The 12,509-nt window shown below is 36.5% G+C and carries 17 protein-coding genes; 4 read left to right on the forward strand and 13 right to left on the reverse strand.

The genetic code is table 11. From position 1 onward, the window contains the following. Positions 1 to 39: 39 nt before the first annotated feature. Positions 40 to 531 carry a GbsR/MarR family transcriptional regulator gene (locus tag BM121_RS04895; RefSeq protein ID WP_091481937.1) on the forward strand — a complete coding sequence of 164 codons (492 nt, stop codon included), beginning with the start codon at positions 40 to 42 and terminating at the stop codon, positions 529 to 531. A 248-nt stretch (positions 532 to 779) separates the two neighbouring features. Here the strand turns inward: BM121_RS04895 and BM121_RS04900 are convergent, their stop codons facing one another. The 3 genes from BM121_RS04900 to BM121_RS04910 form a co-directional block, all read right to left on the reverse strand. After that, positions 780 to 1,637, reverse strand: coding sequence for a hypothetical protein (locus tag BM121_RS04900; protein ID WP_091481942.1), 858 nt, complete (start codon positions 1,635 to 1,637; stop codon positions 780 to 782). Between the two features lie 280 nt (positions 1,638 to 1,917). Then, positions 1,918 to 2,880 carry an alpha/beta hydrolase gene (locus BM121_RS04905; protein WP_091481945.1) on the reverse strand — a complete coding sequence of 321 codons (963 nt, stop codon included), beginning with the start codon at positions 2,878 to 2,880 and terminating at the stop codon, positions 1,918 to 1,920. A gap of 99 nt (positions 2,881 to 2,979) precedes the next feature. Then, positions 2,980 to 3,432 (reverse strand): MarR family transcriptional regulator, encoded by a 453-nt coding sequence (locus tag BM121_RS04910; protein ID WP_091481948.1) that lies wholly within the window; start codon positions 3,430 to 3,432, stop codon positions 2,980 to 2,982. 95 nt (positions 3,433 to 3,527) lie between these two features. Here BM121_RS04910 and BM121_RS04915 point away from each other — a divergent pair, with 95 nt between their 5' ends. After that, positions 3,528 to 4,451, forward strand: coding sequence for an ABC transporter ATP-binding protein (locus BM121_RS04915; RefSeq protein WP_091481950.1), 924 nt, complete (start codon positions 3,528 to 3,530; stop codon positions 4,449 to 4,451). A 13-nt stretch (positions 4,452 to 4,464) separates the two neighbouring features. Beyond that, the gene (locus BM121_RS04920; protein WP_091481953.1) at positions 4,465 to 5,292 is read left to right on the forward strand and encodes an ABC transporter permease; all 828 of its coding nucleotides are present in this window, start codon (positions 4,465 to 4,467) and stop codon (positions 5,290 to 5,292) included. A 138-nt stretch (positions 5,293 to 5,430) separates the two neighbouring features. On the opposite strand, the gene BM121_RS04925 is transcribed toward BM121_RS04920, so the two are convergent. From BM121_RS04925 to BM121_RS04950, 7 genes are all read right to left on the reverse strand, one after another. After that, the gene (locus BM121_RS04925) at positions 5,431 to 6,150 is read right to left on the reverse strand and encodes an AAA family ATPase (RefSeq protein ID WP_091481955.1); all 720 of its coding nucleotides are present in this window, start codon (positions 6,148 to 6,150) and stop codon (positions 5,431 to 5,433) included. Positions 6,151 to 6,178: 28 nt separating this feature from the next. Further along, complete coding sequence (locus BM121_RS04930; protein ID WP_091481958.1) at positions 6,179 to 6,871, reverse strand: response regulator transcription factor; 693 nt, start codon at positions 6,869 to 6,871, stop codon at positions 6,179 to 6,181. Next, positions 6,868 to 7,953 carry a sensor histidine kinase gene (locus tag BM121_RS04935; protein ID WP_091481959.1) on the reverse strand — a complete coding sequence of 362 codons (1,086 nt, stop codon included), beginning with the start codon at positions 7,951 to 7,953 and terminating at the stop codon, positions 6,868 to 6,870. Before BM121_RS04935 ends, BM121_RS04930 begins: the two co-directional genes overlap by 4 nt. A gap of 53 nt (positions 7,954 to 8,006) precedes the next feature. Next, positions 8,007 to 8,201, reverse strand: coding sequence for a DUF5957 family protein (locus BM121_RS04940; RefSeq protein ID WP_091481962.1), 195 nt, complete (start codon positions 8,199 to 8,201; stop codon positions 8,007 to 8,009). After that, positions 8,198 to 8,587 (reverse strand): DUF6220 domain-containing protein, encoded by a 390-nt coding sequence (locus BM121_RS04945; RefSeq protein WP_091481964.1) that lies wholly within the window; start codon positions 8,585 to 8,587, stop codon positions 8,198 to 8,200. The genes BM121_RS04940 and BM121_RS04945 overlap by 4 nt, the downstream gene beginning before the upstream one ends. 83 nt (positions 8,588 to 8,670) lie before the next feature. Beyond that, the gene (locus tag BM121_RS21975) at positions 8,671 to 8,826 is read right to left on the reverse strand and encodes a hypothetical protein (protein WP_175495324.1); all 156 of its coding nucleotides are present in this window, start codon (positions 8,824 to 8,826) and stop codon (positions 8,671 to 8,673) included. 23 nt (positions 8,827 to 8,849) lie between these two features. After that, a complete protein-coding gene (locus BM121_RS04950) occupies positions 8,850 to 9,380 on the reverse strand; it encodes a DUF6241 domain-containing protein (RefSeq protein ID WP_091481967.1) in 531 nt (176 codons plus the stop codon). Between the two features lie 144 nt (positions 9,381 to 9,524). Here BM121_RS04950 and BM121_RS04955 point away from each other — a divergent pair, with 144 nt between their 5' ends. Beyond that, positions 9,525 to 10,364: an aldo/keto reductase gene (locus BM121_RS04955; RefSeq protein ID WP_091481970.1), complete on the forward strand. Its 840-nt coding sequence runs from the start codon at positions 9,525 to 9,527 to the stop codon at positions 10,362 to 10,364. Positions 10,365 to 10,394: 30 nt separating this feature from the next. Here BM121_RS04955 and BM121_RS04960 read toward each other — a convergent pair whose 3' ends face one another. The 3 genes from BM121_RS04960 to cypC all read right to left on the reverse strand — a co-directional run bounded on the left by BM121_RS04960 (position 10,395) and on the right by cypC (position 12,416). Beyond that, the gene (locus BM121_RS04960) at positions 10,395 to 10,703 is read right to left on the reverse strand and encodes a hypothetical protein (protein WP_245780735.1); all 309 of its coding nucleotides are present in this window, start codon (positions 10,701 to 10,703) and stop codon (positions 10,395 to 10,397) included. 225 nt (positions 10,704 to 10,928) lie between these two features. Then, positions 10,929 to 11,153, reverse strand: a complete 225-nt coding sequence (locus tag BM121_RS04965; RefSeq protein ID WP_091481975.1) for a hypothetical protein — start codon at positions 11,151 to 11,153, stop codon at positions 10,929 to 10,931. An 18-nt stretch (positions 11,154 to 11,171) separates the two neighbouring features. Then, positions 11,172 to 12,416, reverse strand: a complete 1,245-nt coding sequence (cypC, locus tag BM121_RS04970) for a CYP152 family fatty-acid peroxygenase CypC (RefSeq protein ID WP_091481977.1) — start codon at positions 12,414 to 12,416, stop codon at positions 11,172 to 11,174. Positions 12,417 to 12,509 lie beyond the last annotated feature (93 nt).

A 12,509-nucleotide genomic window follows, 5' to 3' on the forward strand; every position in this document is an offset into this window, starting at 1 on the left:
ATATTAATTAAGAGATTAGAAAGGGGTTGTCAAACTTCTATGACACAAGATGCTGACGCCAATTTAGAGAAAGTTAATAATCAAATTATTTCAGAGTTTTCGAAAACACTTGAAATGTTTTCTTTAAATAAAACAGAAGCTCAATTATTTGTTACACTTTATTTAAATGAGGCTCCGATGACTTTAGACCATATGAAAGATTCTTTAGGTAAAAGTAAAACAGCAATGAGTTATGCAGTTCGCCGGTTACAGGAATTTAATTTAGTCGAACGTGTCTGGCAGAAAGGTGTGCGAAAAGATCTATATGAAGCGCGAGAAGATTTGTATAAGAAATTCATGAAAACCTATGTTAATCGCTGGCTCGATTCACTTAACCTGCAAATTAACAACTTAGCTGAAATTCAAGAAGACCTGGATCGCTATCCTCATGAACAGAAGGATTTGTTTGAGCATAAAGTTCATGAAGCTATTTCCTTTCATCGTTCACTTGAGACAGTTTTTTCGAAAATTAAGAAGAATGACTTTCTTTAATTTGAACTAAACACTGTAAGTAGAGATCGCGATAAAAAATAGTCTAAACGACGGGGAGAGCTATAAAATTGTGGCTCCCGTCATTAATGAGAAATTCAACATTTCTATGGGACAGCTCCTAATTTTCCTTGTAAATACACTAAGAACAATACCTAACAAGAAGCTATTCATAATCATTGTAATTAGCCCGAAATTTCATATGATCTTTACATAAAAAAATGGGGCAACATTTGTTGTCCCATTCCCTTTTACATCTCTTCTACTGTACCATCAGCTTGATCAACAATATACCAACCAATTGTTGCGGTATGACTTGTTTCACCATTGGAAACTAATTCATATACTTGAACGACAAAATTACCATCATCATTTTGGTGGTCCATTACGACATGGATGTCACTATTTTCTGAGATATTAAGCTCTTCTTTTACTAAATCTTCTGCTGTTGCCGCGGTAATTTCAGCAGTATCTGTTTCCTGATTATTATCAGAATTGTTTTCATCTGATGATGCTTGATCATCTTCTTGTCCATTCTGATTATTTTCTTCATTTAAATTTTCAGATCTTACTTCACTAACAATCCAGGAATCGTCTGCTAATGTAATCACATATATCATTCTTACATTTCCAATCAACTCATTTGATTGTTCCTGTGTTACCTCATATTCCGAATCATTCACTTGCTCAAAGCTAAAATCTTTTTCTTCGTCAAACCACACAGGGGCTTCAGTCGGAACAACATTTACCCTACCATTGTCCTCTTCAAAATATTGGGCAACATACGAATCAGCCAACTCTTCTGACATAATAGTCATAAACTCTTCTTTTAGCGCTTCTTTTGAATCATAATCTGTTAAAGCACCGTCATCCTCCGTGTTTTCAATGACAGACATGAATGTGTCTCGATAATCTTGTAACACTTCTTTCGCTTGTTCTTCATTGAACGTAGGTATTTCTTCCTCGGAAGACTCTTCACTTTCTGCTGGTTCTTCTACTTCATTTTCTGGATCCTCTGTTTCACTTTCATCTGTGTCATTTTGCGTACACGCCATTAATACTAGCGATAACAATAATAACAGAATGATAAATAATAATTTCTTTTTCATGTTAATCCCCCTGTTTTTCCATTAAATCTCAAAAAACTACTTCATTATACTATACCCTATCTCTAATAATAACAAACTATTTATCGCACCCATATAGGACTTTATTACTATAAAAAATCTTTTAATTTAACATAGTATGAGTCATGAAAGCGCGTGATATGAGATATTGTTTCTTGAATATAAACATTTATTCAAGGAGGATGAGGCGAACAGAAAGGTAGATGAGTGACTCATCTACCTACTGTTTCTCTATAAAGTGAGATTATGATCAGTGGGGATCTTACAGCACCGTGATAAATCTTGTTAAAAAATCGGACAAAATCGTTTGATATTTTTCCCGGTGAATAGCATATGCTTCACCATGTCCGGCATTATCATATAAATATATTTCTGCATGACTATTAGTCTGCTCATATAATTCTTTCGCCATTTCAGATGGTACAAATGTATCTTCTTTTCCGTGGAAATATAGAATGGGTACTTCAGCCTTCTTCACCTGATCAAGTGCTGAAGCTTCAAAAAAGGAATAATCCGCACGTATATTGGTGACCAAACTCGTAGTTGATAATACCGGGAATGCTGGTAAATTGTACATCTGGTTCATTTGATATTGAAAAAGGTCATATACATTCGTATAGCCACTATCAGCAACAATTGCTTGTACTTGAGGTGGTAGTTCTTCACCACTCGCCATCAGCATTGCCCCAGCACCCATGGATAAACCATGTAATACGATTTCTGCGTCAGTACCAACTCTTTCAATGATTCGATTCGTCCAATCTAACACATCAAGACGATCATGCCAGCCAAAACCAAAATAGTCTCCCTCACTTTTACCGTGCCCTCTCATATCAAAAAGAAAAATATTATAACCTAACTCTTCGTAATAGTATTGTGCATATAATCCCATATCAGTTGCTTGGCCTAAATAACCATGACCAAAAATAACTGTTTTATTGGAATCAGTTTTGGACGGTAAATAATACCCTTGTAAAGTTAAATCATCAAACGTTTGCAGTTGCCATTCATCAAAATCTTGACTGGCTACCCAGTCTCGCCATCCGCCCTTCGTGAAAACTTCCATCGCTGATGCAGAGACTTCCAGATCTTCATTCCCTTGTAAAAAAGTCTTTTGTTCGCGTTTAATGGCGAGGTTATAAAAATAGTTTCCAGCAAATAAATCTATTAATAATATAATGGCGATAAGCGCTATCACTATTTTTAATCTTTTTCCTATATTCACAAAAATCCCCTTTCGACATATTTATACATATTATAACAAGCTTTTGCTATAAAAAGAGGGGTTTTTTGTTGGAACAACCGGAAAAATTCGACATTTTTTTCACTCATCTAATGAAGACATAATCAAGTTAATTGTTATAAACGCTTCTTTTAAAGCAGTTTTATCTGTATCCGCTAATGTTGCAAAACGTTCTTTAACTATTTTGTGAAGAATCTGTTTTTTCTCATCTGAAAACTGTTTTCCTTTTTCCGTCATTTGAATATATGTTATGCGGCGATCCTTTTCATCTTTGGTTTTGACAATGAATTCCTTCTCCATCAGCTTTTGAATTAAAGGAGTTAAATTTGATTTATTAATATCTAATTTTTTCGCAATCCCTGCCATTTGAATCGATCCTGTTTGCTCGACGATGTGTAACACATGAAAATGTGATGGGTGAAGTCCTTCTTTTTTAGTTATCGGAGATGTGCCAAACATCTTTTTTGGCAGTATTGGCAGTACAGTTAATGCCTGTTCTACCAAATCATTTGTTAATGTATCTTGTTCTTTCATCTATTTCGCTCCCTCATATAGATTGACTCAATGCCATATCCAATGGATAATAGTTATTATATCATAACTATTATGTTTGATAAGGAGGTTACATATTGAATTCTATCATTTCAGTAAAAGATTTAACTAAGACATATAAAAAAGTAGATGCAGTAAAAGCAATTAATTTTGATGTCAAAGAAGGCGAAATTTTCGGTTTTCTCGGTCCTAATGGTGCCGGAAAAAGTACAACGATCAATATGATTTGTACGATGCTCAAGCCCACTTCCGGTGAGATCATCATCAACGACTATGATGCTAAAAAACAAAAGGATGAAGTACGTGCAAGTATCGGCATCATTTTTCAGGAAAATACACTAGATGAAAAATTAACTGCTAATGAAAACTTGAAATTACACTGTCGTTTTTACAATGTACCTAAACATAAACGGGATGACCGAATTCAAGAAGTACTGGAGATTGTAGATTTAGTCGATGTACAGAAGCAGCGTGTTGAAGAATATTCCGGTGGAATGAAGCGTCGTCTTGAGATAGCACGTGGACTTCTTCATTATCCAAAAGTGCTTTTCCTAGATGAACCAACTGTTGGACTTGATCCTAATACAAGAGCTCATCTGTGGGAATATATTTTAAAGCTCAAGGAAAAAGAAGGTATTACGATGTTTCTTACTACGCATTATTTAGATGAGGCAGAGATTAGTGATCGCGTGGCTATCATGGATCAAGGCGAAATAATTGCGATTGATTCACCTACCGCTCTCAAAGATCAACTCGGTGGTGACCTTATCGAACTGTCTACGGAGGATAACGAGGCTGCTTTGAAAGAAATTGAAGAAAAAATGGAAACGGTCGAAGTAAAAGTAGAAGAAGATACGATTCATTTAAAGGTCGCTAGTAGTGACGCTTTTATTTCCTCTTTCATCAAGACATTGGAAATACCAATTACCAAATTGAACATTCGCAAGCCAACACTAAATGATGTATTTTTAGCCTTTACAGGAAGAAAAATCAAAGAATAAGGGGGGTAATCATATGGAAGGTATTATAGCAATCTGGCAACGTGACATAAAGAAATTTTTTCGAGATCGAGCAAGACTTCTGGGTTCATTCTCAATGCCAATATTGTTCCTGCTTATATTCGGTGGTGGTTTAAGTGGAACAATGGAAACGATGATGTCTAGTGGTATGGGAGACGGTTCGAATGGCTTTAATTATGTTGAGTTCGTGTTTCCTGGCATTGTAGCCATGACGTTATTAATGACAGCAATATTCTCGGCGATGTCTGTCATCGAGGATAAAAACTTCGGCTACATGAAAGAAATTTTGGTTTCTCCGATTTCACGGGTGAGTATTGCAGTTGGGAAAATGCTAGGTGCAGCAACAGTTTCTACGATTCAAGGTATGATTTTGTTCTTGTTGATCCCTTTTTTAGGATTATCGTATAGTATTATCTCACTGATTCAAGTTATTCCTTTTATGTTCTTACTAGGTGCGGCTTTGTCAGGGGTTGGCTTGTTATTTGCAAGTATGATTAAATCTACACAAGGCTTTCAGCTGATTGTACAAATTATTGTGATGCCGATGATTTTCTTATCTGGCGCTCTTTTTCCTATCAACAATATGCCAAGCTGGCTTGATGTGATTGTCAAATTTAATCCTGTTACATATGGTGTGGACGTGATGAAGAAGATTATGATTGATGTCGATGGTTTATCTCAAGCTGTCCGTGAAACAATGGGGCTTAACTTAACCGTTTTCGGCAGATCGGTATCCGTGTTCGAGGAAATTTTATTTATTTTAGCATTTGCAGTTGTGTTTGTGGCTATTGCAACCATTAGTTTTAAGCGAGCACATGCGTGAAAACCGGACTTATATCCGGTTTTTTATTCCTCGTATGTTTTTTGTAGAAGCTGATCTGCTTTGTTGTTTAATTGATACAACCAATTTAAGCCTATGAAAGCACTTAAAATAAAATCATTTAGCTCCCCCCTTCTATTGCTACTCATCCTTCAAAATTTCATGTAAAAACCGCTCACGATTGTCTAAAAAATAACGTGTGATCTGATAATGATCGGTATCCTCATAATCAATTTCTTGAATACTATCATCATCAAAACTAAAAATGGTCGCATCTGGATAACCTAACAGAATCGGTGAATGTGTCGCAATAATAAATTGGCTATTGCCATTTGCTGATAGGTCATGCAATATTCTCAAGAAAGCAAGTTGGCGCTGGGGTGATAATGCGGCTTCTGGCTCATCTAATAAGTAGATTGCCTTTTGCTGAAAGCGATATTGAAATAAGGATAAAAAGGATTCACCATGTGACTGATGATGAAGAGACTTTCCGCCATATGCTTGACTCCCTTCATCTATAGAATCTATGTGAGTAGCAAATTGATGAAATGTTTCTGCCCGCAAAAAAAAACCATTCGTCACTTTGGGCATCCACGATAATGTAATAAAATTCCCTAATGCAGAGTTTGATTCGTGTACATCAAAATAATTATTGCGCCCGCCCCCAGCTGTATTAAATCCACATTTATCAGCAACAGCTTCAAGCAGTGTTGATTTGCCTGATCCATTTTCTCCGACAAAAAAAGTGACATTGCTGCTGATATCCAGTTGATCTAACCTTTTTATAACCGGTATTGAAAAAGGAAAGTGGTTATCGTTAGGAAGTTTTTCTTTTTGCAATGTAATTCGTTTCAGGTACATGTCTTCACCGGCTTTCTTCAATTAATAATTAGTTTTCTTTTTTAAACCGATAGCCCACACCCCAAACTGTTTCGACATAAGTTGGTTTTGAGGGATCTTGTTCAATTTTTTCGCGTATTTTACGAATATGGACCGTGACCGTTGAACTGTCGCCAATCGCATCGAATCCCCATATTTTTTCTAAAAGGTGCTCTTTGGTGAATACTTGGTTCGGATTAGTAGCCAGAAAATATAATAAGTCATATTCTTTGGCAGTGAATGTAAGTTCTCGATCATGCACATATACTCTTCTTGCGTGATAATTGATGGTTAATCCGCTTATTTCGATGAGTGGATCTGTTTGTTCTCGATGTGTCAGACGCTGGTATCTTGATACGTGTGCTTTCACTCTGGCAACAAGCTCATTCGGATTAAACGGTTTGACAATATAATCGTCGGCTCCACGGTTAAATCCTTTTATTTTATCGATATCTTCTTTTCGTGCGGTTACCATTAAAATCGGGATGTCCAATGTTGCTCTGAGCTGTTCGCAAAGCTTCCATCCATCTATTCCAGGAAGCATTAAATCTAATAAGATCAGCGCATAGGAAGATTGGTTGGCCATGGCTAATCCTTCGTTGCCATTTGTTGCGATATCTGCCTCAAACCCGCTCAATTCTAAATAATCCCGTTCTAATTCCGCTATGCTTTGCTCATCTTCAATAATTAAGATCTTGGTCATTTTTGTTCACCTTTTTTCAATTGGAAGTAAATCGTTGTTCCTTGCCCTTGTTCACTGTCCGCCCATACAGTACCATCATGCGCTTCGATAATCTTCTTCACTATGGCAAGACCGAGACCGCTTCCTCCTGTTGTGGAATTACGTGACGTGTCTGTCCGGTAAAAGTGGTCAAATATATACGGTAGTTCAGATTTATTCACACCACTTCCATTATCTTCTATTTCTATCATAACATGTTCGTTTTGTTCTGTTATCCTGATCTTGATCTTTGGTTCTTTTTTGTCGATATATTTGACACTGTTGGTAATGATGTTCATAATCGCTCGGTGCAATTGCTCACGATCCGCCTTCACCAAGAAAATCGATCCCCAATCTGGGGTGAACTCAAAGTTTATCTCGTCATATTGAAACGTTAATTCCTCGACCATATCATCTAAATAAGCATAAATATCAAATACGTCAAACTGAAATGGCATTCGATCTAAATCGAGCTTCGAATAGATAAAGAGCTCATCCACCATTTTTTCAAGCTGATCGGTTTTGTTATAAACCGTCTGCATGTAGTAATCTAATTTTTCGGGTGAGTCCGCAACCCCGTCGAGTACTCCTTGGACATATCCTTTAATCGATGTCACCGGTGTTCGTAAGTCATGGGAGATACTGGCGATTAATTCCTGGCGATTTGCTTCATATTTTGCTTGTGTTTCATTCGCTTGTATTAAGCTTTTCCGCATTTCTTCAAATGTATTGGATAATTGTCCGAGCTCATCCTTTTTTTCTGAATGGATGCTAGATTCCAAGTCACCTTGTTTTATTTTTTCGGCAGCCTCGTTTAATCGTTTAATTGGTTTAATGATCGTACGTGAAACAAAATAGGTCAAGAAACCATTCGTTATAATTAAAAGAAGAAGAATTGCCACCATGCGGTAATTCATAAACCGTTGTAAACTTTCACCATCTGGGTCCGCGTTTCCCATCACGAAAAAAAGGTAACCTAACAAAATCTCGATACACAAAAATCCGAGCACTGGTATGATGATCATCGCTAGATTGGATAACAATAACCTTTTTTTAATTGACATCTCCTGCACCTGCCTTTTGTTAGATTATAGTAAAAGAGAACGGATAAGCCAATTTATCCGTTCTTCTGCTTATGATCCCATATTGGTACTATTATCGCACAAATAATAGCTGTAAAATAAGGCATAAATTTTATTCCCAACGGCATGTTAAAGAGCGTCATCCCTAATATACCGATAAAGCTTGATAAGGCAATTCCTAACACAAATCCCCCTAGTAGTCCAACAATGATTGCAATAAATGTTCTCATGATCGATTCTCCTTTTTAAAATAAAATGTAGCTTGAATAACCATCCAGAATGATAATAATAAAAGACCGGTTCCGATAACTGGATGCAATGCAGCAAACCATGGTAATTTTCCTGCTATATTTGCAGAGAAATACATTAAAAACATCATCAACATCAGACCGAAAATCTGCCAGTATGCCCAACGAGGTAATTTTGCTAACCAGGCAACGAGTAGCATCAATAACGGAATATTGAAGCCAAACAGATGAATTAAAAATGTGTGATTTACCCAGTGATGTGGATGAATAAATATCGCCATACCTGCTAAGATAATTTGCGATGTAATAGCTAATGTTAAGATTATTGTAAGCGTAAAATAAAATATTGCCGCAATACGAATTCTCATAGATTTTCCTCCTCTTTTTTTGACTGTAAGCACAGTCTATCGCTAGAATCTAAACTCCCTCTTAGCTAATTCTTAAATTTTTCTTAATAAAAAGTATGCTCCATATTTTCCTGGCCACTTTTTGGCGTTTGATGGCCACTTTTCATGATTTGCTGGCCACTTATGATAGTTTGCTGGCCACTTTTTTCAATTTGATGGCCACTTTCAAGCACTTGCTGGCCACTTCTCAAATTAGACAAAAAAATAATCCGTACTAAGCGGATTATCGAAAATATTTTTCTTTATACTGTTGTTCTTCCTCTTCACTAAACAATCGTAATGCTCTACCAACATTACCTTTTTTTAGTTCCCAAATATAATTATGGACTTCTACCGCATTACTGAAATCACCGTTCTGCCATGCTGTTAAAGCCTCGATATAGAAGTCTTGGTGTGTAAAATTAGACTCTTTTACAGTTTCGAGCATTAAATCTATTCTTTCGTCGGTGATTTCTACTGCTCCCCATTTATCTTGGGCATGTACTTTTTGATGAGTCATATGATGTAAAGTATCCCTAAAATTGCTTTCACTCTGAATGTTATCTGTATCCACTTCCTGTACTTCTTCCTGGATATCTTCTTCACTAACTTCCGTATCTACTTCTACCGTCGTTTCTTCTTGGGAGTCATTCTCTTTTACCACTTCATCCTCGGAAAGCAAAGCAAAAACAATAAATATTGCAAGACCTAGAACACCTATAGTGAAACCAATAGCAACAACCCATCCAATAATACCTATTAATTTACTTTTCATACCATTACCTCCATAATTAACATATCAAATATTTACCAAAAATCAAGAGGGGTTCTCCTTATCCTTCAACTAGAAATGTGTTTGTTTAGGGTTTTCGTGGTAATACTTATATAGGGATAAAATTACTATTTGAGGAGTGGTTAGATGGTTAAAATTCCTACTGTTACATTAAATGATGGTATGGAAATTCCGGCTGTTGGATTTGGCACAGCAAATATCAAAGGGAATCAAGGTGCGGCTGCTATTACTAGTGCAATTACAAATGGTTACCGCTTAATTGATACTGCTTATAATTATGAAAATGAAGGAGCGGTCGGTGAGGCGATTCAGAGAGCAAAAATACCAAGAGAAAAGTTGCAAGTTGCCTCTAAATTACCAGGACGTTATCACCAATATGACGAAGCTGTAAAAGCGATTCAAGAATCATTATTTCGTGCCAATCTAGATTACTTTGATTTATATTTAATTCATTGGCCGAACCCAAAACAATGTCACTATATTGAAGCATGGCAAGCATTGATTGATGCACAGAAATGGGGACTAGTTCGCTCTATTGGAGTCAGTAACTTCTTACCTGAACATCTTGAACGTTTAGAAAAAGAAACAGGTATCCTCCCTAGTATTAATCAAATTGAATTACATCCTTTCTTTAATCAGGAAAAACAAAGAAAATCTCATGAAGATTATGGTATTATCACAGAATCATGGAGTCCGTTATATCGCGCCAAAGAAACAATGGAGAATGACACACTGCAACAAATTGCGAAAAAATATAACAAATCTGTCGCACAAGTGATTTTACGATGGCATTATCAGCTGGGTGCTGTTACGATTCCGAAATCAACTTCACCGAAAAGACAGCTTGAAAACATTACTATCTTTGACTTTGCCTTAAACTACGAAGATATGGAAATGATCGAAAAGCTCACAAAACCTGATGGCAGAATTAACGATCAAAACCCTGCTGAATATGAAGAATTTTAAAAGAAAAGCGTTTGGGAAACCAAACGTTTTTTATTTTTTCAAACTGTCTAATAAAACATAACCGAAAACTATTCCTGCAGTTGTAATCAATATCGTATAGTTCATGAACATTATCTCTTCTGCGAACAACAAATATGCCATAGGTATATTAGCTGACAAAACGGGCAACAGCGCTATGTATAACGCTGGTAAACCGATAACAACCAACTTCATCCAGTCAAAAGTCCAACTCTTGTTCTCATTAATTTCTATCAACCATTTTGGCAGGCGTAAAAGCACCCCAATTACAATAGGAAAAACGCTAGCAAATAGTAAGACAGGTGTTAATTCATATGTCAAACTAGCTTCTTCTTCTAAATGAATCTGATATTTAGCACCTAGGAAAATCAAGAATCCGATAATTAATGTAGAACCGAAATAATAGAGAAACTTTCGAATATATAACTCCCCCTAAAGTTAATGTCTATTATTTAATACGAAAAAAATGCACTAAACGTTTCAACTTCTTAGACATCTGCAAGCAGTATGAAGCCGAATCCATAAAAAAGATTCGGCTTCACTGAACTATTTCCCTTTATACTTTTCCTCTGATTGCGAAGTGCTCTGGCTATTCTTCTTATCTCTAAGGTTCTTCTCTTCAATTTCCAAATCTCTTAACGGAATATCATCAACTAGCTGTTGCTCCTTAAACTTATACAATTCAGATCGTTTTTCATCGTGGACACTTTTTTGCTTGTTATCGACAGTTTCTTTTTGCTCTACTTTTTTATTTTTACGTTCCTCTCCCATCAGTAGCACCTTCCTTTTCTAATGTGTTGTTTGGATGTTGGTAATGATGATATTGCTTTGTGGCAGAGTAGGGATATCATTCATGCTGTAACCAAAATCCTGATCAGGAAAATCGAACGAAATCTCCTTACTAAAAAAGTTTACCGTTTCATTTAATATGTCGATGGTAATCCACTCGCCTGCACAGCGGTGACCGATATCAAATTCACCACCCCCTTGTGGGATGAAATCAAATGGATTACTTTTCCAATCATTAAACCGCTCAGGCTTAAACTGATTTGGCTGATCCCATATTACTGGATCATGATTGGTACCGTATAAATCGAGTAACGTGAGCGTGCCTTTTTTAAATTCATAATCATTCCAAATAAAATCCTGTTTTACTCTTGCTGCCGTAAAAGGAAAGAACGGATAAAAACGACGTACTTCCTGAATAAACTGTCGGCCATTATCACCACGAATCTGTGCTACTTCAGTTGGATAATCATGCATGGCCAGTACTGCAAAATCAATATAAACAGCAGTAGCAACAATTGGTCTAAGTAAGTTCAACAACTCTACTGCAACAATATAAGGTTTTAGTAATTTACCTTTAGGATCCTTATGCAATGAAAATTGATACAGTGCTCGATCTTGATCTACCTCTACTTTTTCTTTCCGTACTTGCTGAACGAGATCTTCCAGCCAACCTTCTGCCCTCTGCCTGGACCACCTTGCCTTCCAATGCTTTGGTCCAATATCTGCTGCATGTTCAAACATATCACTAAACTCTTCGCCCCATTGTTCTGCTTCTTCCTTCTTAAAAGGGATTCCAGTCCATCGTAATGCCATTCGCGTCAATACTTGCTTTGCCGCTTCATAAACATTTACTTCATGCTTTTCATCTGATATTTGATTTCTCCACTCTTCACGAGTTAACCGTCGAATCTCTTCTAATTTATCATCCGTCATTAGCGTCATAAACATTGCTTTACGGTGACGATGTTCTTGATCATCCAACCCTTGCACGCCACCTTTACCAAAAAGTGTTTTCTGGATCCGACTAGGTGCCGCTTTCTTACGTTGGAATTTCTCATTATCGTAGAACAATTTCGCTTCCTGCTCGCCAACCAAACAAATAGCTTTCTCACCGAGCAACCTTGTTTCAAAGATCCGCGAATCAAATTTATTGGAGCGATTCATAATAAAATAATAACCTTCTTTAAGCAACTCTAAAGTATGATCTAACCCTTTATCTTGTGGCAGTTGTTGATGATCTGTCATTCCTTAACCCTCCAACGTGATTTACTTACTGATATTTTTCCCTGTTATCCATATTTAAAACCGTATAAAATGAGACTTCCATCAGTAAGACTT

Origin of the sequence: Gracilibacillus orientalis (genome assembly GCF_900114645.1) — a bacterium.
Lineage (GTDB): Bacteria > Bacillota > Bacilli > Bacillales > Amphibacillaceae > Gracilibacillus > Gracilibacillus orientalis.